Genomic DNA, 18,988 nt, shown 5'->3' with positions numbered 1-18,988 from the left:
TAAGAGACAGGAGCTTGGCCCGGCTGCGCACCAGCGCCCGCTCCAGCGTGACCGCGACGGTGGCGCCGTCGGCGTCCAGGTCGACGGTCCAGAGCACCGCGGCCCGGTCGGCGTCGGGCAGCAGGCTGGCCGCCCCTTCGCTGAGCGTGTGCGGGTGCAGCGGCACGTTGCCGTCGGGCAGGTAGACCGTCTGCCCCCGGCGCCACGTCTCGGCCTCCAGGTCACCGCCGAGGCGTACGTGGGTCAGCACGTCCGCGATCGCGTACCGGACGCGGTAGCCGCCGCCGGGACGGCGGGCGAGGTGCATGGCCTGGTCGAGGTCGCGCGAGGTCGCCGGGTCGACGGTGACGAACGGGACGTCGGTCCGGTCGGCGACGGCCGGTGGCGGCGCGGCTGCGGCCGCGTCGGCCTCGCGCTGCGCCGCGGCCGGGAAGCTCTCGGGCAGTCCCAGCTCGCGGCGCAGCGCGCCGAAGTCGATACGGGGCGCCAGTACGCGTCGGATCACCACGTGGTCAATCCTGACAGCGCCCCGCTCGTTCCGCCCTTCGGGGCGAGCGCCGTGTCCGTGCGGCGCCCCGCGGGAGGGCGGCGGGGGTCAGGCGCGGCGGGCCGGCGCCTTCCGGGCGGTGCTCTTGGCGGTGGTGGTCTTGCGGGCGGGCGCCTTCTTGGCCGCCGTGGTCTTCTTCGCCGTGGTGGTGGTCTTGCGCGCGGTGGTGGTCTTGCGCGCGGGCGCCTTCTTCGCCGCCGTCTTGCGCGCCGTGGGGCGGGTCGAGGCGGTGGCCTTCTTCGCCGGAGCCTTCTTCGCCGCTGTGGTCTTCTTGGCGGCGGTGGTCTTCTTCGCCGCCGCGGTGACCTTCCGCGCTCCGGTCGCCTTCGTCGCCGCCGCCGTCTTCTTCGCGGTCGTCTTGCGGGCCGGCGCCTTCTTCGCGGTGGTGCTCTTGCGCGCGGTGACAGTCGACTTCGCCGCCGTGCTCTTCCGGGCGGCGGTGGTCTTCTTCGCGGCCGTCGTCTTCTTCGCCGCGGTGGTCTTCTTCGCCGTCGTCTTCTTCGCGGTGGCCTTCTTGGCGGGCGCGCTCTTGGCGGTGGCCCGGCCGGCCGGCGCCGTCCGGGTACCAGCCTTCTTCGCGGCCGTCTTCTTGGCGGTCGTCCTGGTGGTGGCCTTCGTGGCCGGCGCCCCGCGGACCGCCGACACGACCTTCTTGGCGGCCGCCTTCTTCGCCACCGCCTTCTTCGCCGGCGTCCGTCCGGCGCCGGCGCCCGAGGCGTTCGGCGACGCCTTGGTGACCGTCGTCGACCTGCCCGCGGCGGTCCTCTTCGCGGTCGTCCGTTTCGCGGCCGGGCGGGTGGCCTGCTGTGCTTCGGCCATCTCGGTTCCCTTTCCTGGGGACGTGCTCCCGCCCTCGCGGGAGCACGGATCACCTCGACGCGGGCCCTCCCGCGCCGTCTAGCGGCCCTCCCCGGCCCAACGGGCGTCCTCGGCGTCCCACGCGTCGTTCCGCTCCCGCACCGTCTGCAGGGCGTTGTCCGCGTCGGCGGCTGAGGCGTACGGTCCGAGAACGTGCCGTGCGGGACACACGTCGGCATCGGTCTCGACCCGGTGGTGTCGCGTGCACCAGTAGTAGTGCCCACCACTTCCGTCGTCGCTCATGCGATCACTGTGCACTGGTAACCGCCCGTCCGCCACCGGAACGGCCCAAATAGTCACGCTTCTCCACATTAGACCTGGTCGGGACGGTTGCGGTGGGGAACCGCGCAAGCCCGTCCTCGTCCGAACGGCGGGTACCGCCAGTGGTGCGAACCGGACAGGATCGGCGCTCGTGATCACCATGACGACGGGCACGGGGGCCTGTCCGCGCTGCGGCACGACGCCGGTGTCGCTGGACGGGGCGTTGCCGTGGTGCCCCGGATGCGACTGGAACCTCGACACCTACGACGCGCGCCGCCAGGCGCCCGAGTTCGGCTGGTCGCCTGTCGACCGGCGGACCCACCGGCTCGCCGCGCGGCTCACCCGTCAGCAGTACGCCGCCCTGGTCGCCCGGTCGCTGAAGTCGACCGGGCCGGGGTTCGCCGGCCTCCTCGTCACCGGCATCTCGGTGCTGCTCCTGCTCGGTGTGGCCGGGCTCGCGGTGGCCGGCGTGTGGCTGCTGTTCGCGTACCCCTTCCCGAACCTCGCCGTGGTCGGCGGCGTGGCGCTGATCGCGCTGGCGGTGGCGCTGCGCCCGCGCTTCGGCCGGGTCGACGGCGACCTGGACGTGCTCACCGCGCAGGAGGCGCCGGAGCTGCACGCCCTGGTCCGCGAGGTGGCGTCCGCGGTGGGCGCGCCGATGCCGCACGTGATCGGCGTCGACGGCGGCATCAACGCGTACGCGACAGCGGTCGGGCTGCGCCGGCGGCGCGTGCTCGGCCTCGGGCTGCCGTTGTGGGGTGCACTGGACGGGCCCGCGCGGGTGGCGCTGTTGGGGCACGAGCTGGGCCATTTCGTCAACGGCGACGTACGGCGCAGGCCGGTCACCCAGCCGGCGCTGACCATGCTCGGCAACGCCGCCGACCTGTTCCGGCCCCGGGGCGGCTCCGACGGCGGCGGGCTGCTGGTGATGGTCGGCGAATGGCTCGGGCGCCTGGCGTCCTGGACGCTGTCCCGGCTGCTGTTCGCCGGGCACGTCGTGCTGGTCGCCACCGCGCTGCGGGAGAGCCAGCGGGCCGAGTACCTGGCCGACGAGATGGCCGCCCGCGCCGGTGGCACCGCTGGTGCGACCCGCCTGCTGGACACGCTGCTGCGTACCGACACGGTGGCCACCGTGGTGCGCAACGCGGTACGCGGCGGACACGGGCCGGACACCTGGCGGGTGGAGACGGGGCGCGCGCTGGACGCCGCTACCGAACGGCTGTCGCTGGAACGCCAGCTCACCGTCCGGGAGGACACCTCGCTGTTCGCCACCCACCCGCCGAACGGCCTGCGGCACCGGATGCTCGGCGCGCGGCCCTGGCAGGATCCGGCCGTGACGCTCACCGAGGAACGGGCCGCGCGGATCGACGCCGAGCTGGCACGGCACTACGAGCGGGCGGGCCGGGCGCTGAGCTGGAACTCCTGACCCTTCAGGCGAGAGCCGGGACGGGCGCGGCGGCCGCCGCCGGCCGGGCCGCCGCGATCGCGTACGCCAGGACGTAGGGCGTGCACGCCAGGTAGAACATCGGCTCGACGAGCACCCGGTCGGTGATGAGGAACCGTTCCCAGCCGGTCGGCCGGGGCAGCCCGAACGACGAGTCGGTCCAGCAGGTGAACAGCCACAGCGGCGCGGAGATCCGGTCCACCGAGTCCGGCGGCAGGCCGTCCGCCACGGGCGCGCCGGCCGGAATCGAGGTGACCACCGCGAGCACCACCGCCGCGTCGGCCGCCACCAGCGCGCCGAGCAGCCCGGCCAGCCACGCGGCCCGGACCCGGCCCCGGCGTGCCAGCACCCCGGCGGCCCACAGCGCCGCGACCAGCAGCGCCAGCCAGAGCAGCACCCCGGGCACCTTCTCCCCCACCCGGCTCTCGCCCCGGGCGGCGAGCAGCGCCGACGTGGCGGTCACCGTCGCGGCGATCGGCAGCACCACGCCGAGCGCGGTGGGCAGCGCCCCCACGCGTACTGTCCGGCGCGCGGCCCGGGCGACGACGAGCGCGAGCGCCACGCCGAGCAGCGCGGTGAGCGCCGACCAGGCCGGCAGTTGCGCGGCGGCGCGCATCTCCAGCCACCCGTGCGCCAGGGCCATCGCCGCGGCCGCGGCCACGAGGACCGCGAGGCAGGCCGGCGGAGCGAACAGCAACACCCCGGCGGTACGCGCCACCCGCCGGGTCACCACGCCGGGTCCGCGCCGGCACGTTCGGCGGGTACGAGGGCACGCAGCTCGGCCAGCGCCAGCCGGGCCGAGCGGATGCCCTCCCCGGTGAGGCGGTAGTAGCGGCGGGCCGGGCGGCCGGCGGCGACCGGGTCGACGGCCTCCCAGTCGGCGGTGAGCCAGCCGGCCGCCTGGAGGCGGTGCAGCACCGGGTAGAGCGTCCCGCTGGGCAGGCCGGTGAGCCGCATCAGGTCGAGGCCGTAGCGCGGCGCCTCGGGTTCGGCGAGCAGCGCCGAGAGCACCTTCGCCACCGGGATGGTCAGTCGCACAGCAGCACTCTATCGGAACTCTACATAGCATGGATGCACCGTCTTGCCGGGACGGACGGCGATCGGCGATGGACGGCGTGGTCCCTCCCGCGGGACCGGTGGCCCGTCCGGAGGGCCCGCTCAGGTGGATCACCGGTGGTCCGTGTGCACCTCGCGCCTCCATATGCGAGCCTCGACGGACGAATCCGCTGTCGCGCTTCCAGCGGACAGCGGCCCGAGTTGGGGAGAGAAATCGTGGGCAACCTTGACATCGCGCTGAAGAACGCGATGAACATCGACGGCGCGATCGGCGCCGCGCTCGTCGACTACACCAGTGGCATGACCCTCGGCGTCGCCGGTGGCACCGGCGAGATCGACCTGACCGTCGCCGCCGCCGGCAACACCGACGTCGTACGCGCCAAGCTGCGCACCATCGAGATGCTCAAGCTCGACGACGAGATCGAGGACATCCTGATCACGCTCGGCAGCCAGTACCACCTGATCCGCCCGCTGAGCAACCGCACCGGCAAGGGCCTGTTCCTCTACCTGATGGTCAGCAAGAGCCGGGCCAACCTCGCGATGGCGCGGCACCAACTGCGCACGATCGAGGAGAGCCTGGAACTGTGAGCCGGGTGGACGACCTCCCCCGCCGTACGCGCCCCCAGACCGGCACCCTGCCGCCACCACGCGCGCTTCCGCCCTCGCTGGCCGGCAACCCGACCCTGCCGTACCCGGCCATCGCCCAGGAACTGTCCGCGCTGCGGTTGCAGATCCCCGGCGTGCACGGGTGCGTCCTCGGCGGCGTCGACGGCCTGCTCGTCACGCACAACCTGCAGAACGGCGCCGACCCGGACGACCTGGCCGCGCTCGCCGCCACCACGTACGGGCTCGGCCGCCAGGTCGGGCTCCGGCTCGGACAGGGCGACTTCCAGCAGTCCACGGTCCGCAACGCGGGCGGCTACCTCAGCGTGTACGCGATCAACGGCCAGGCCCTGCTCGCCGTGGTCGGCACGGACAGCATCAACGTGGCGCGCCTGCACCTGCACGCCCCGACCACCGCGGCCAAGCTCGCCGAGCTGCTCGACGGGGTCAGTCCGACCACGTCCTGACGTACGCCGGCCCCTCGGTCCCACCCGTCCGAACCCAGCCGGCCGGCGTACCCCAGGTTCGGTGGCTTGTGCGCGGCGGTCGCCCGCTCCGGCGCGGCGGTCCCGTGCTCGGCGGGTCAGACGCCGAAGCGGCCGGCCCACGTGGTCACGTCGGCCACCGTGGCGTTGCCGCCGCAGACCACCAGGCCCAGCCGGGCGTCACCGCCCACCCGCTCGACCACCCGGCGGGCGGCAGGAAGCAGACAACCGGCGGCCGGCTCGGCCCATACCTTGGCGTGCTCGGCCAACTCCAGCGTGCCCCGCACCGCCTCGGCGTCGGAGACCACGAGGACGTCGCTGACCAGCGCGGTCACGTGATCGTAGGTGAGCTGCGAGACGCTGGGCGCGCTGAGGGTGGTGACGATCGACGACAACGGCACCTCGACCGGGCCACCCTTCGCGATCGCCTGCGACATCGCCTGCGCGCCCTCGGTCTCCACGCCCCAGACGCGTACCCCCGGCCGGCGCGCCCGCAGCGCCGCCGCCACGCCCGAGATCAGCGCGCCCCCGCCGATGCTGACCAGCACGTCGGTCAGCTCACCGGCATCCTCGGCCAGCTCCAGCCCGACAGTGCCCTGCCCGGCCAGCACAATCGGGTCGTCGAACGGGTGCAGCAGCGTCACACCCTCGTCCCGCAGCCGGTTCATCAGCGCGAACGCGCCGGCCATGTCCTCGGTCAGCCGCACGTCCGCCCCGGCCCCGCGGGCAACCTCGACCGCGCGGGCGGGCGCGTTGCGCGGCATCACCACTGTCGCCGCCACCCCGAGGGCGCCGGCCATCACCGCGACCGCGATGCCGTGGTTGCCGCCGCTGACCGCCACCACCCCGGCCGCCCGTTCGGCGTCGTCGAGCGCGAGCAGCTTGGCCGCCGCGCCCCGGGCCTTGAACGATCCGGTACGTTGCAGCAGCTCCAGCTTGGCGGTCACAGGTACGCCGAGCAGCTCGGTCAGTCCCGGGCTGGGCAGGGTCGGCGTGTGCACCACGACGTCGGCGATCCGATCGGCGGCCGCCTGGATGTCCGCAAGCTCGATCACCACCGCAGCGTGCCACAAGCAACCCGCCGGCTTTCCCCCCGCCCGTTCTCCCTGCCCGCTCTCCCCGCTCCCCGCTCCCCGCTCTCCCCGTCGATCTTGGACTTATGGCGCCTGCCGAACTTCGCGAAACGGGGCGTTGTGGGCGCCACAACTCCAAGATCGGTGGGAGCCAGGTCGAGCACCTGGGTTCGATCGCTGTCACGGGCGGGTGGCGGCCACCTCGGCGTCGCTGCGGAGGATGCAGAACTCGTTGCCCTCCGGGTCGGCGAGCACCACCCAGCCGGTGCCGTCGGTCTCCCGCCGGTCGGCCACCACCGCCGCACCCAGCCCGGTCAGCCGGGCCAGTTCCTCGTCGCGCGTCCCCTCGACCGGGCGCAGGTCGAGGTGGATGCGGTTCTTCACCTGCTTCGCGTCCGGCACCTCAATGAAGAGCAGGCGGTGCCGCCCGTCCCGCGAGTAGATCATGCACTCCTCATGGCCCGGCTCGTTCGGGTCGTCCGGGTCCTCGCGGTAGTCCAGAACCGATGCCCACCAGCGGGACAGGGCATAGGCGTCGGCACAGTCCACGGTGGTGTGGGACACGTAGGAGGTCACACCTGATCATCGCAGAGTGGCACGGGTTGCAGCGCCGGCGGCCATGGCGGCTGGCGACGAGCGAGGACGTGCTACAACGCACTCATCCCGAGGATGCTGGGAGGACCGGCAATGGCGAGCCCGTTCGGCCGACGGGAACTCAAGCTGGTCCTGGCGGTTGTCCTGGGCACCCTTCTGGTCGGCGGCGGGATGCTGCTCCACGATCGGCTGAGCACGGCGATCGACGAGCGGGTACTCGCTGGCGCCGAGACGACCGGCCAGGTGGTTCACGTCGAACGGTTCAAGATCAGCCGATCGTTCGCCGCCACGAGGCTGACCGTGGACTACACGTTCGACGGCGTACGGCACCGGAGGCGGTTCTCCAGCGAACTCGACGAGAGTGAGTTCCACGTCGGGGACGTACTCGATGTACGCGTCGACCGGACGGATCCGACCAGGGCTGCCACGCCTGACGGGTACGCGACGGAGGATCTTCTCCTGCAGGCACCGACCGTGCTGGCAGGCCTGGGCCTCGCCGTGATCGCGATCTCGCTCGCGCTGCTCAGAAGAGATCCCCCACCCCACGAATATCCTCGCTGAGCACGGATCCCGATGGGCGGAACCGGAACTACTACCAGCACAAACGCCCCGAAGCACGCTCCCGCTACAGCTCGCCCGCTGCGGCTACCAGGACCACCGGGCCGTGGGTGTCCGACACCCCGACGCCGACACAGATGCTCCGATCGGCAAAGCGCCACACAGCCACATCCGACATGACGCCGAGTAGGAACCCGGGAAGTTCCGGAACGGTCTCTCCCCGCACCATGAGATCCATGTACGGCCGTAGGTCCACGCTCTCGGCTGGTCCCCACAGCCGGCTCAACGCCTCTTCGAGAGAGGCGCAGTCCTGTTCGAAGCGCTCCAGGACCTCAAGAACCTGCACGTTGTCGTCGAACTCTTCGGTGACACTCAGATACAGAGCCAGGAAGTCGTATCCCACCACGGGTAAAGCAGCGGGCCCGGGACTGAGTGGAGGTTGCGTTGCGAGGTCGAGCGTCCGCAGTTCGAGCACACGCCCCACGCAGTCAGCGAGATCCACAGCCGGCACTGCAGGCGAGAACTTCAGGGGCGGTGAGGGGCAGTAGCGGAGTGCGCAGCGGGCACGAGGGGCAGCCGCGCAGAGATCCGCTTCAGCGCTTGGCCTTGGTTCGTTACGCGTCAGCCCATCGTGCCTATGCGTGAACACTTGCTCAGAGCCTCGCGCTCCCAGTCGCTTCCTACGAGAGCGACGGGGTGGCTGACCCTTCTGCCTTGCTTGTCATCGGTCTCGACCGATAACCCTAGCGGCAGCGGCTCTCGCTGGAGGCGTGCGACCGAGCAATCGAACCACAGCTCGACCGCGAGCTGACCGGTGCTGCCAGGCGGTAACAACCGGGGCGATCCGATGCTGTGTATCACGACGCCCGGCCTCTTTGCGTGAACCCGACGAACGGTGATCGGCCCGGGGCCGGCGTTGGCCAACGCCAAATACCCGGACAGTCGGACGGGTCCCGCGGAGGCCGCGCTTCCAGAGTCGGCCGATTGAGGGAAGGCCACGAATGCGACCACGGCGTTCCGCTCCCGCTGATCACGCGAGTCCCGAAGTTGGCTGACACCGAAGCCGCCAAGCACAACGCCGACCACGAAAGCGGCGACGAGCCGCAGGGTCATCTTCTGTCTGACCACGAGACGGTCGTGGACGGTGGTACCCGACTCCGCCGACTGGTGATTGTGCTCGTCCAGGTCGATCACTGCATGCTCCGCGACATGGACGTCAGCCTAGGTCTCTTCACACCAGCAGGTCGCCCGGCCGTAGAGCCGCCCGTAGAGCCAAGGCCATCCGCAGACGCCGATCAAGCCCGACAACGACGGACAGGCTGACATCGCGGGACCAACGACAATCACCAACACCGATCGGTATCCCGGCATACGCCGAGGTCGCAGCCTTAATCGAAGCTGCGAACTGGTGGGCGACGGACGAGTCGACCTGTACGCCGGATTGTGAAGGGTACACGCACCCTGAGCAGGCGTTTTACCCTCCTGACACCCTCTCAGGGCGTCGCCAGGGCGTCGCGCGCTACCACGACTCTAAAATCGCACTCAGGTTGAAGCCCGGTCGACCGCGCAACGCGTGGACTCAACAGGAATCATCCCCTCGCCAGCCAGGTAGAGCCGGCTCGGAGAATCCACCTCGATGCCAAAGACTGGCCCTGGATCAACCAGAGCGATGCCGACGATCGTTCGAACCCGGGAGTACGGGACGATCAAACCCTTGGCGCCTAGGCGCCCGAGCTTGCGAGGAAGACGAGACACAGCGTCGTCCAGATATGCGGTGAAGTTAATCCTGTGTCGGAGACCAACCCTCCGCCCTTTAAGGACTGCATCTACCGAGTTCATCCGCGGATACAGCCCTAGCGTCCTGATCAGTTGGACCGTGTCTTGCGCTAGACGCGCCGCAGTGAAGCAAATTTCTACCCGGTTCGTCTTCTTTTCGATGTATCCGTCACTGTCCACCAGCCCTTGCAAAACTTCCAGGCGCTGCCGCTTAGAAGCCCGAAAGACTTGTGAAGGGATGTGCTTATTCGCCAACACGCCCAGCTCGCGCAGCGCTCGGATGCCCGTGCCGTAGCCACCTAGGTCGAAGCGCACCCTGAGAGTTCTCCCATGAGTCCTCTGCCGGGAGATGACCCTCGCACCCTCTAGTTCGAGCTGACGCTCAAGGTCAGGAAAGTCATCCTCGGATACGGTGATTCGAGGTCCATCACTGTCACCGTCACCCAGCCAGTAACCAAGAACATACGGCGACAAGGGGAGCGGGCAATGATCGACGCTAAGAGCCGGGGTTGCAAGAGTCCGCCAACGGGCCACACCACCCCGGGACGCCTTCGTCTTTCCTGACGTCAGACGTCGTTCGAAATCGATTCCCGCCGTAAAAACGTCCGCTGTTGTCACTGAACGATCTGCATAGCTGCCTGAAAACTCGCGTAGCGGCCAAACTTGAGCTGCGCTAGCGATAATTGACGTTCCATCACGGAAAGCTAAGCGATATCGCGGCCCACCCTCCGCCATAATGGACGTGCGCCTCACTCTCGCGACACGACCCCTCTCATCGAAGACCTCGTCACCAATTACCAACTCTCTAGCGCTCGCCCACCCAGTTGCAGTTGGGACGATGGCATCGATCGCCACGTTACCTCCACGTATCGCCTCGAAAGAGATTATCGATGGCCTTACGGGTGCGTTCCTCGCTGGCCGGCATCAGGTGCGTGTAGACCCGGAGCGTGAAGCCCGGATCGGCGTGACCGAGGTACGACGCCAGGGCCTTGATGCTCTCCCCCGCGTCGAGCAGCGACGAGGCGTAGAAGTGGCGCAGCGCGTGCATGCCGGTGGCCCGGGTCGGCGTGATGCGTAGATTCGCCTTCGGAACGCCCGCACCCCACAAGAGCGCCGCAAACAGGCAAGAGGAAAGTTACTTAAAAATTAGTTTAGTCAATCCTGAAAAATCCCCGCCGTTGACGGCGCCATATAGGGCCAGAGTAAAGGCACCCATTGCAGCGGCCGCATTGAACGCTTTGGTTGGCCCGTCAACTAGGTCCAATACCGCAACAAGCCGATTCATCGACCAACCTTTCCGGCTTGATGCTGGCAATTCTTCCCCGGCGACTTCCGGCGCAAGTTTTCCTACCGCCAATCCCGCTGCGTGCAAAAGTCCCGGATCTCTAGGTTCGGCAAGACAACTGACTACAAGCTCCAGAGTGCCACGAATTTCCTTTACGGGAACAGCGTCAGGCGTTACGGGGTTAACCAAAGTGCGGCGAATGGCGACATCAAGCCCATCCAATACGCGCGACAATGGATGCGGCACCAACAACTGGCGCAATTCAGGAGCGATGAAAATCGCAGAAGAGCGCATTTGCTGGGCAAGCAATGCCAGACCATGGCGCCAGTGTCCCAATGGATCAGGTATGGGAGAGTACTTACCGTACGACGCCTCACCCTCGTCCTGTTGGGAAGTTTGATCAAGTAATGCCATCAGGGCCCGAGTGGGTTCCATTTGGCGTCGCACTGCTCGGACCTTGCGCCTAACCACGAGGAAGTACGCCACAACGCCAGATGCAACAAAAAAACCAGAAACCAGCAGAGGGAGATCTCCTAAAAGGTCAGCCTTGATTTTATCGAGACTTCTGCTCTCGGTTGAAATAATCAAAAATGATGTAGCGAATAAGTAAGTTAGGAAAAACGGAGCCAAGCGAAGCAGAGAGTAGGAGTAGAGCGCCATTGAAGACTCCAAGAATGACCTATTGCTAATCATCCCACTCGACTTGGAGATTCTTCTCAGCTCCACTGAATGCGGGGACTTGGCGATCTTACTGGCACCAGAAGCAACGATAGAAAAGCCGTAAATCGCCGCCATAAATACCGTAGTAATGAGGCTAGCCGCCATTCCCTGAACATAGTCTTGCTGATTCGCGGCAGCCGCCATCCGCACGAGCAAATAACCAATTCCACAAGGAACACCAATAGCGATTGTCGCGAGGAATGAACCGATCAAGCCGAGCCAAAAAAAGCGACCAAGGTTGGCCCAAACCGCAACCATTGGAGGGCCTTGGTTAGCCGCTCGCCACGAGTTGGACTTTCGGATAATGGCTCTGTTGAAGCGGTCGATTAGCAAGGATGTGCCGCGATGCGCACTAACCCTACCCAAGAGCCAACCGAGGAAAGTTCTAACCACGGGGCGAATTGGGTTAAGGCGGTAGGGCTGCGATGCAAGGAACGGAAGCCGAGGAGATAGTTTTGCGGAAATCGACACGCGAAGCGCCATCATGAAGGAACACGCCCAGCGAATCGTGAGGTATGGAGCAACGAGACTTAGAAAAAGCCCACTCAGCAACCACAACATGGAACGGCTCCTACACCTGATCGGCCCCGTTCAATCTTGCAGAGGCTGTCAAGTCAAGTCGCGTGGCTGCTGAATCGTTCTGTACTAGATCAAGGCACCGCGCTCCGCGCGGTGCGGGGCGGCAAGCCCGGCCGGCGGCAAGCCGCCCCGGCCGCCTACGGCGCCGGGGCGGTGAGCCACCGACAGCCGCCGGGACACCGCCCCCACGGGAAGAAGAACCAGCCTCAGCAAGGCCGTGACGGAAGCCTGCAAGTCGACCTGGCCGTGTGGTCCGGGCTTCCGGCTGCCGCGCCAGTCCAACCCCGGGACTGGCTTGCCACCGGGTCACCGGGTCGCGGCACCAGCTCCACCGCCAAGACGTGCCCGGCCCTCCCCCACAGCCGCCGGCCCCACCCCGGAACCATCGAGCACAGGCCCGGAGTCGGCCCACAGCGGCACAGCCAGCCCGACCCGAGAAGAGGTGGACTGAGCCGGCGCTCAGGGCGTCTCCAGGGCGTCAGGGCGTCGTCAGGGCGTCAAACGCCGGCCAAAGTTGACCAAGAACGACCATCGACGCCCGGACATAGAACCAGCTCAGAGCCATGATCACGGCTCTGAGCTGGTGGGCGACGGACGAGTCGACCTGTACGCCGGATTCTGTGCCCGGCACGCCCGTAGGCGCACCGGCGGCGGCCATCCATCTCGGCCTGCCGTTGCCGGCAGGCTCCAGCGGCCTACCCGCAGACATCGGGCGGGCAGCCCTCAAGCGTCTGCGCGGGTCGTCATCTTGCGGTGACGGCCCTTTCTTGGCCTTGCTCCGGGTGGGGTTTACCGAGCCACCCCGGTCACCCGGGGTGCTGGTGGGCTCTTACCCCACCGTTTCACCCTTACCGTCCCGTTACGGGCCGGCGGTCTGTTTTCTGTGGCACTGTCCCGCGGGTCACCCCGGGTTGCCGTTAGCAACCACCCTGCCCTGTGGAGTCCGGACGTTCCTCGGCGACGGGCCGGAGCCCGTCGACGCGACCGCCCGGTCGACTCGTCCGTCGCGCTCTCATCCTAACGACGCACCCGCCGCGCCCATTTCCCGCCCACCACCTCGGGGAGGCGGCGGCATCAACCGGCTCTCGATACAGCCACCTCCCCGAACCGGCGCGATACGCGTTCGCCCGCCCGACCGACTAGCCTCGGGGGACCATGGATCTCTCCGACGCCGCGCTCCTGCTCGCCGCCGGTCTCGCCGCGGGCACAGTCAACGCGGTGGCCGGAGGTGGCTCGCTGATCACGTTCCCGGCGATGATCGCCACCGGTCTGCCGCCGGTGGCGGCGAACGTCTCCAACTCGGTGTCGGTCTTTCCCGGGTACGTGGCGAGCGTGGCGGGCAGCCGGATGGACCTGCCGCGCGGGCGGCAGTTGTGGTCGCTGCTGCCCACCGCCGTGCTCGGCACGATCGCCGGGTGCGCGCTGCTGCTGGCCACCCCGGCTCGGGCGTTCGAGCTGGTGGTGCCGTTCCTGGTGCTCGGCGCTACCGCCGTACTCGCGTTCCAGGGTCCGCTGCGCCGGCTGGTCGGCCATCCGGAACGGCTGGGCGCGCGCCGCCGTACCGTCACGGTGCAGACCATGGTCGCGCTCGGCACCGTGTACGGAGGCTACTTCGGCGCGGCCCTCGGGGTGATGCTGGTGGCCGGGTTGGCGCTGGTGCTGGACGCGACGCTGGCCCGGGTGTCGGCGGTGAAGAACCTGCTCTCGGCCGTGGTGGGGTTGACCACGCTGGTGGTGTTCGCCCTGTTCGGCCCGGTGAACTGGGCGGCGGTCGCGGTGGTCGCGCCGGCCACGCTGTTCGGCGGGTACGCGGGCGCGCGGCTGGCCCGCCGGCTTCCGCAGGTGGTGTTGAAGACGGTGATCGTGGTGTTCGGCACGGCCATCGGGTGCTACCTGCTGTGGCGCGCGTTGACCTGACGCCGCCCGGGCAAGACCGGAGCGTCAGTACGCCTCCCCCACCGGCTCCTCCGGGGCGTGCTCGGCACGGCGGGCGGCCCGGTTCCAGATGACCCGTTCGCCGTAGCCGGCCGCCATCAGGTGACCGAACGCGAGGTAGACCAGCACGCCGGCGGCGAGCACCGCGAAGCCGACCCAGAACGGCAGCGCCAGGCCGTGTTCGGCCAGCTTGCCGGAGATGATCGGCGCGGGTGCGGCGGCGCCCCAGCGGACCAGGTTGAACGCGCCGGTGGCGACGCGCCGATCGGCGGAGCCGAGCCCGAGTGCCAGGTCGGTCAGGTTGGCGTTGGCGAGGCCCATGAACAGGCCGGCGACGACGAGGACGACGAGCGACATGGCGGTGCCGGTGGAGGTGGCGAACGCGACCATGCAGACCAGCAGGCCGAGCAGGGCGACGCCGACGGTCTGCACCGCGCCGATGCGGTGGGCCAGCCGGTGCCCGATGAGCAGGATGCCGGCGGCGAGGCCGAGGCCCCAGCCGGTGAACGCCAGGCCGAGCGGGATGACGTCGAGGCGCAGGAACAGCGGCGTGTAGCCGAGTACGACGAAGAAGACGAAGTTGTACGCGGCGGTGACCACGCACAGCGTCACGAACGCGGGTTTGCGGTAGGTGGCGAAGATCTGGCCGACGCGTACCGGTGGTTGCGTGTTCGCCGGTTCGCGCAGCTTGCGGGCGGCGACGCCGAGCGCCAGCACCATGAACACGCCGCAGACGAAGAACGGCAGCCGCCAGCTAACCTCGCCGAGCAGGCCGCCGATGAGCGGGCCGACGGCGAAGCCGAGCCCGAGGGCGGTCTCGAACAGGCCGACCACCCATTCCCTGTCGTTGGCGAGGTTGACCAGCACCACCATGGCGGTGGCGAAGAACATCGCGTTGCCCAGGCCCCAGACGCCGCGCAGCACTGAGAGCTGCACGATGTCGTTGCTGAAGGAGGCGAGGATCGCGGCGAGGCCGACGACGGAGACGCCGGTGACGAGCACCGGTTTGAAACCGAACCGCCCGCTGGCCAGCGTCGCCGGGATCATGCCGACGGCCATGACCGCGATGTACGCGGTGAAGAGCAGCTCGACCTGCCAGGCGGTGACGCCGATCGCCTCGCCGATGGCGGGCAGGATCGGGTCGACGACGGCGATGCCGGCGATGGCGAGGAACGCGACGAGCGTGGTGGCGTAGATGGCACTGCGGTTGGGCTCGGATCGGCGATCCACTCCGCAACCTCCCAGATAGCTGTATTGTACAGGTAATTTTCTTGTATCATACAGCTATGAGCGAGGACGTCCACGGCACCGAAGTCACCCTCGGCCGGATCGAAACCGAGGTCGCGTTGCTGATGCGGCTCGGCGAGGCCACCCGCCGGGGCACCGGCACGATGGAGCACCGGCTGCTCGACCGCGCCGCGTACGTGATCCTGCGCCACCTGGACGCGGCCGGCCCGCAGAACGTCTCGGCGCTCGCCGCACGGCTGAGCCTGGACGGCTCCACAGTCACCCGGCAGGTCTCCGCGCTCCAGCGCGACGGCCTGATCTCGCGTACCCCCGACCCGGCCGACGGGCGCGGCACGGTGATCTCCGCGACGGCGGCCGGGCTCCAGCGGATGGCCGCCGTCCGGGCGGCCCGCACCCGGCTGTACGGCGACATCCTCGCCGCCTGGCCCGAGGCGGACCGGGAGACGCTCGCGGACATGTTGCACCGCCTCAACGAGGCGCTCGACGCGCGCACCCGCCGCCGCTGAGGGTGTTAGGAAGGGCCCCTTTCAATGCACGAGGCGTTAATAAGGGGCCCTTCCTTCATGCCACGGGCTCGCGGGCGGCGTCGGCGGAGGGCGTCACGCGCGGGTCGTCCTCGTCGGCGAAGTAGTCGTCCGGCGTGGTGTGGTCGGGGCCGTCGGCCACCTTCGCGGCGCGCAGCACCAGCGTGAGCAGCGCGGCCACCACCAGGTTCACCAGCACCGCGACGATGCCCACGTAGATGGTCTTCGGCGTGTCGAAGCCGAACTTCTCCAGCGGGAACGCCGACCCGGCGAAGTGCTTCTTGCCGGTCGCCGGGTTGCCGATCTGGTAGAGCATCCACATGCCCAGGCCCATGCCGGCGGCCCAGCCGGCGATCAGCGCGCCCCTGTGGAACCAGCGGGTGTAGAGGCCCAGCGCCACCGCCGGCAGCGTCTGGAGGATGATCACGCCGCCGATGAGCTGCAGGTCGATGGAGAACTGCGGGTCGAGGAAGACGATGCAGGCCACCGCGCCGACCTTCACCACCAGCGAGGTGATCTTCGAGACGTTCGCCTCCTGCGCCGGGGTGGCGTCCCGCTTCAGGTATTCCTTGTAGATGTTGCGGGTGAACAGATTCGCCGCCGCGATCGACATGATCGCCGCGGGGACCAGCGCGCCGATGCCGATGGCGGCGTACGCGACCCCGGCGAACCAGTCCGGGAACTGCTGGTCGAACAGCAGCGGCACGACTGTGTTGCCGTCGGTGGTGCCCTCCTTCGCGCCCGGCAGCGGCTTCACGTTCGCCGCGATGGCCATGTAGCCGAGCAGCGCGATCAACCCCAGCAGCAGGCTGTACGCGGGCAGCGCGGACATGTTCCGCTTGATCACGTCGCGGTTCCGGCTGGCCAGGACACCGGTGATGCTGTGCGGGTAGAGGAACAGCGCCAGCGCCGAGCCGAACGCCAGCGTCACGTACTGGATCTGGTTGTTCTGGTTGAGCAGGATGCCGTCGCCGGGCGCTGGTGACGCCTGGAACTTCGCGTCGGCGGCGTCGAAGATGGCGCCCCAGCCGCCGAGCTTGTACGGCAGCCAGATCACCGCGACCAGGATCACGATGTAGATCAGCGAGTCCTTGACGAACGCGATCAGCGCCGGCGCGCGCAGCCCCGACTGGTACGTGTACGCGGCCAGGATCGCGAACGCGATGATGATCGGCAGGTGCCGGGCCAGCGCGCTGTCCCCGGTCACGCCCATGGTCTTGAGCACCGCCTCGATGCCCACCAGTTGCAGCGCGATGTACGGCATGGTGGCGACGATGCCGGTGATCGCGACCAGCAGCGCCAGGATCGGCGAGCCGAACCGGTTGCGGACGAAGTCGGCGGGGGTGACGAAGCCGTGCCGGTGCGAGACCGACCAGAGCCGGCACAGCACCAGGAACACCAGCGGGTAGATGACGATCGTGTACGGCACCGCGAAGAAGCCGGCCGCGCCGGCCCCGAAGATCAGCGCCGGGACGGCGACGAACGTGTACGCGGTGTAGAGGTCACCGCCGACCAGGAACCAGGTGATCCAGCCGCCGAAGCTGCGCCCGCCCAGCCCCCATTCGTCCAGGTGGGCCATGTCGGTCGGTCTGCGCCACCGGGCCGCCACGAAGCCCATGGCGCTGACCAGCAGGAACAACAGCGTGAAGACGATGATCTCGGTGAGGTGGTCCCGCCACATCAGTGGTCACCCCGCTTCTTGGTCATCTGGTAGACCAGCGTGGTGGTGCCGACGCCCAGCAGGATCCAGGCCAGTTGCAGCCAGTAGAACCGCGGGAACCCGAACAGCCGGGGTGAGTCGGCGTTGAACAGCGCCGGGATCAGCGGCACCACGATCGGGATGAAGAGCAACCAGTTCCAGGGACTCTTGTCCTTCGCCCTGGATCGCGCCGTGTCGAGCGCCTCCGGTTCCGGTTCGGACATGTGACACCCCTCCGGGCATTCGTAGCGGGCCATGTGACGGCCGGAGGCTACGACCCTGTGACGGGGGTCACGTCCGATCGGGTGATGTCGATGCGCCAAACGGCCGCCGGCATGCGCCGAACGGCCGTCAGGCGTCCGTGAGGTGCGAGGTGTCGTTCACCGAGCGGACCGCGACGCCGCCGTCCGGGTACAGGTCCAGCACCGAGATGCCCGCCGTGTCCAGGTAGAGCCGGTGCAGGAACGCGTCGCCGGCGGCGAGCGCGTCGCGCAGCACCAGCTTGATCGGCGAGACGTGGGAGACCACCACGACGGTCTCCCCCGGGTACGCCGACCGCAGCCGGTCGACGGCCCGCCCGGTCCGCTCGGCGACCGCCACGAACGACTCGCCCTGCGGCGGGGCGACCCGGGTGGAGGCGAGCCAGGCGTCCAGCTCCGCCGCCCAGCGCTCGCGTACCTCGGCGAACGTGTGCCCCTCCCAGACGCCGAAGTCGCACTCGATCAGGTCGTCGTCGGTGCGTACCGGCGGGTTGCCGACCCGCGCGGCGATCGCCTCGGCGGTGGCCGTACACCTCGACAGCGGGGAACTGACCACCGCCGCGACGGACGGCGCCAGCGCGGCCACCCGGGCTGCGGTGGCCCGGGCCTGGGCCCGGCCCCGCTCGGTCAGCGGCACGTCGCCCCGGCCGGAGTAGTGCTTGCACACGGTGCGCTCGGTCTCGCCGTGCCGGACCAGGATCAGCCGGGTGGCCTCCTCGGTCGGGCGCGGCTCCCAGGAGGCGGGCGTGGTGGCCGGGTCGGTGCCGGTGGCCCGGACGAGCGCCGCCTCCCGCGCCTCGGCCTTCGCCTCCGGCGCGGCGCCGGACGCGGCGGCGTCCATGGCCGCGTTGGCGAGCGCGTCGGCGTGCCGGTTGCGCTCCCGGGGGATCCAGGTGAAGCGTACGGCGGTGAACCGGCCGACCAGCCCGGCGGCCTGGGCGGCGAGCGGGCGCAGCCCGGGGTGCTTGATCTGCCAGCGGCCGCACATCTGCTCGACCACCAGCTTGGAGTCCATCCGCGCCTCGACCTCGGCCGCGCCCAGTTCGGCGGCGGCCTCCAGCCCGGCGATCAGGCCCCGGTACTCGGCCACGTTGTTCGTGGCGGTGCCGATCGACTCGGACCGCTCGGCCAGCACCTCGCCGGTCTCCGGGTCCCGGACCACGGCGCCGTAACCGGCCGGGCCCGGGTTGCCCCGGGAGCCGCCGTCGGCCTCGATCACTACCGCGCGCACCGCCACGGCGGCTACAGCCCCGACTCGTTGGTCCGGACCATGATCCGCCGGCAGTCCTCGCAGCGGACCACGTCGTCCGGGTCGGCCATGCGGATGCGAGCCAGGTCGGCGCCGGACAGGTCCAGCCGGCAGCCGCCGCAGCGGCCCCCGGTCAGCAGCGCGGCGCCCAGCCCGGTGTCCTCACGGATCTTGTCGTAGAGGCCGACCAGGTCCGCCGGGAGGTCACCGGCGAGCGGCTGGCGGGCGGTGCGC

Annotated in this window: 23 protein-coding genes and 1 other RNA gene; 6 read left to right on the top strand and 18 right to left on the bottom strand. The window is 69.2% G+C overall.

Going from position 1 to position 18,988, the window contains the following annotated elements:
• The 3 genes from KBX39_RS04125 to KBX39_RS04115 form a co-directional block, all read right to left on the bottom strand.
• Positions 1-508: RNB domain-containing ribonuclease (locus tag KBX39_RS04125; protein WP_210869255.1), on the bottom strand; the 508-nt coding region annotated here is incomplete at its 3' end.
• 87 nt (positions 509-595) lie between these two features.
• A complete protein-coding gene (locus tag KBX39_RS04120) occupies positions 596-1,366 on the bottom strand; it encodes a histone (protein WP_113972572.1) in 771 nt (256 codons plus the stop codon).
• A 78-nt stretch (positions 1,367-1,444) separates the two neighbouring features.
• Positions 1,445-1,648 (bottom strand): hypothetical protein, encoded by a 204-nt coding sequence (locus tag KBX39_RS04115; RefSeq protein ID WP_018787041.1) that lies wholly within the window; start codon positions 1,646-1,648, stop codon positions 1,445-1,447.
• Positions 1,649-1,826: 178 nt separating this feature from the next.
• Here KBX39_RS04115 and KBX39_RS04110 point away from each other — a divergent pair, with 178 nt between their 5' ends.
• Positions 1,827-3,092: a M48 family metallopeptidase gene (locus tag KBX39_RS04110; protein WP_210869253.1), complete on the top strand. Its 1,266-nt coding sequence runs from the start codon at positions 1,827-1,829 to the stop codon at positions 3,090-3,092.
• 4 nt (positions 3,093-3,096) lie between these two features.
• Here KBX39_RS04110 and KBX39_RS04105 read toward each other — a convergent pair whose 3' ends face one another.
• A complete protein-coding gene (locus tag KBX39_RS04105; protein ID WP_280841883.1) occupies positions 3,097-3,843 on the bottom strand; it encodes a hypothetical protein in 747 nt (248 codons plus the stop codon).
• Positions 3,837-4,148, bottom strand: a complete 312-nt coding sequence (locus tag KBX39_RS04100; protein WP_043329277.1) for a PadR family transcriptional regulator — start codon at positions 4,146-4,148, stop codon at positions 3,837-3,839. Before KBX39_RS04100 ends, KBX39_RS04105 begins: the two co-directional genes overlap by 7 nt.
• Positions 4,149-4,382: 234 nt before the next feature.
• Here KBX39_RS04100 and KBX39_RS04095 point away from each other — a divergent pair, with 234 nt between their 5' ends.
• Together KBX39_RS04095 and KBX39_RS04090 are read left to right on the top strand one after the other, a co-directional pair.
• A complete protein-coding gene (locus KBX39_RS04095) occupies positions 4,383-4,754 on the top strand; it encodes a hypothetical protein (protein WP_013287772.1) in 372 nt (123 codons plus the stop codon).
• Positions 4,751-5,236 (top strand): roadblock/LC7 domain-containing protein, encoded by a 486-nt coding sequence (locus KBX39_RS04090; RefSeq protein ID WP_043329275.1) that lies wholly within the window; start codon positions 4,751-4,753, stop codon positions 5,234-5,236. Before KBX39_RS04095 ends, KBX39_RS04090 begins: the two co-directional genes overlap by 4 nt.
• A 116-nt stretch (positions 5,237-5,352) precedes the next feature.
• Here the strand turns inward: KBX39_RS04090 and KBX39_RS04085 are convergent, their stop codons facing one another.
• On the bottom strand, positions 5,353-6,309 hold the full coding sequence (locus KBX39_RS04085) for a threonine/serine dehydratase (RefSeq protein WP_064448322.1): 957 nt from the start codon (positions 6,307-6,309) through the stop codon (positions 5,353-5,355).
• A gap of 198 nt (positions 6,310-6,507) precedes the next feature.
• Complete coding sequence (locus tag KBX39_RS04080; RefSeq protein ID WP_069088963.1) at positions 6,508-6,903, bottom strand: VOC family protein; 396 nt, start codon at positions 6,901-6,903, stop codon at positions 6,508-6,510.
• A 111-nt stretch (positions 6,904-7,014) separates the two neighbouring features.
• Here KBX39_RS04080 and KBX39_RS04075 point away from each other — a divergent pair, with 111 nt between their 5' ends.
• A complete protein-coding gene (locus KBX39_RS04075; protein ID WP_210869251.1) occupies positions 7,015-7,482 on the top strand; it encodes a DUF3592 domain-containing protein in 468 nt (155 codons plus the stop codon).
• Between the two features lie 64 nt (positions 7,483-7,546).
• Here KBX39_RS04075 and KBX39_RS04070 read toward each other — a convergent pair whose 3' ends face one another.
• The 6 genes from KBX39_RS04070 to rnpB form a co-directional block, all read right to left on the bottom strand.
• Complete coding sequence (locus KBX39_RS04070) at positions 7,547-7,885, bottom strand: hypothetical protein (protein WP_210869249.1); 339 nt, start codon at positions 7,883-7,885, stop codon at positions 7,547-7,549.
• Positions 7,886-8,100: 215 nt separating this feature from the next.
• On the bottom strand, positions 8,101-8,673 hold the full coding sequence (locus tag KBX39_RS04065; RefSeq protein ID WP_210869246.1) for a hypothetical protein: 573 nt from the start codon (positions 8,671-8,673) through the stop codon (positions 8,101-8,103).
• 348 nt (positions 8,674-9,021) lie between these two features.
• Positions 9,022-9,570, bottom strand: a complete 549-nt coding sequence (locus KBX39_RS33995; RefSeq protein ID WP_210869244.1) for an LAGLIDADG family homing endonuclease — start codon at positions 9,568-9,570, stop codon at positions 9,022-9,024.
• A 541-nt stretch (positions 9,571-10,111) separates the two neighbouring features.
• A complete protein-coding gene (locus KBX39_RS04055) occupies positions 10,112-10,303 on the bottom strand; it encodes a tyrosine-type recombinase/integrase (RefSeq protein WP_210869242.1) in 192 nt (63 codons plus the stop codon).
• A gap of 87 nt (positions 10,304-10,390) precedes the next feature.
• Positions 10,391-11,821, bottom strand: a complete 1,431-nt coding sequence (locus KBX39_RS04050; RefSeq protein ID WP_210869240.1) for a hypothetical protein — start codon at positions 11,819-11,821, stop codon at positions 10,391-10,393.
• A 609-nt stretch (positions 11,822-12,430) separates the two neighbouring features.
• Positions 12,431-12,839: RNase P RNA component class A (rnpB, locus tag KBX39_RS04045), an RNA gene on the bottom strand.
• A 155-nt stretch (positions 12,840-12,994) separates the two neighbouring features.
• On the opposite strand from rnpB, the gene KBX39_RS04040 reads away from it, so the two are divergent.
• Positions 12,995-13,756: a sulfite exporter TauE/SafE family protein gene (locus KBX39_RS04040; protein WP_064448270.1), complete on the top strand. Its 762-nt coding sequence runs from the start codon at positions 12,995-12,997 to the stop codon at positions 13,754-13,756.
• A 24-nt stretch (positions 13,757-13,780) separates the two neighbouring features.
• Here KBX39_RS04040 and KBX39_RS04035 read toward each other — a convergent pair whose 3' ends face one another.
• Positions 13,781-15,004 carry an MFS transporter gene (locus KBX39_RS04035; protein ID WP_166456646.1) on the bottom strand — a complete coding sequence of 408 codons (1,224 nt, stop codon included), beginning with the start codon at positions 15,002-15,004 and terminating at the stop codon, positions 13,781-13,783.
• 56 nt (positions 15,005-15,060) lie between these two features.
• Here KBX39_RS04035 and KBX39_RS04030 point away from each other — a divergent pair, with 56 nt between their 5' ends.
• Positions 15,061-15,528, top strand: coding sequence for a MarR family winged helix-turn-helix transcriptional regulator (locus KBX39_RS04030; protein ID WP_064448268.1), 468 nt, complete (start codon positions 15,061-15,063; stop codon positions 15,526-15,528).
• Positions 15,529-15,583: 55 nt separating this feature from the next.
• On the opposite strand, the gene mctP is transcribed toward KBX39_RS04030, so the two are convergent.
• The 4 genes from mctP to KBX39_RS04010 form a co-directional block, all read right to left on the bottom strand.
• Positions 15,584-17,227, bottom strand: a complete 1,644-nt coding sequence (mctP, locus tag KBX39_RS04025) for a monocarboxylate uptake permease MctP (RefSeq protein ID WP_069088949.1) — start codon at positions 17,225-17,227, stop codon at positions 15,584-15,586.
• Positions 17,227-17,469 carry a DUF3311 domain-containing protein gene (locus tag KBX39_RS04020; RefSeq protein WP_043329258.1) on the bottom strand — a complete coding sequence of 81 codons (243 nt, stop codon included), beginning with the start codon at positions 17,467-17,469 and terminating at the stop codon, positions 17,227-17,229. The genes mctP and KBX39_RS04020 overlap by 1 nt, the downstream gene beginning before the upstream one ends.
• 127 nt (positions 17,470-17,596) lie before the next feature.
• Positions 17,597-18,742 carry a bifunctional RNase H/acid phosphatase gene (locus KBX39_RS04015; protein ID WP_210869239.1) on the bottom strand — a complete coding sequence of 382 codons (1,146 nt, stop codon included), beginning with the start codon at positions 18,740-18,742 and terminating at the stop codon, positions 17,597-17,599.
• 5 nt (positions 18,743-18,747) lie between these two features.
• A partial coding sequence (locus tag KBX39_RS04010) for a zinc ribbon domain-containing protein (RefSeq protein WP_247659858.1) occupies positions 18,748-18,988 on the bottom strand: 241 nt, incomplete at its 5' end.

It is taken from the genome of Micromonospora sp. D75 (assembly GCF_018070405.1).
Classification (GTDB): domain Bacteria; phylum Actinomycetota; class Actinomycetes; order Mycobacteriales; family Micromonosporaceae; genus Micromonospora; species Micromonospora chalcea.
The sequence above is the reverse complement of the archived record's forward strand: the minus strand, read 5'-3'. Positions and strand labels throughout refer to the sequence as shown.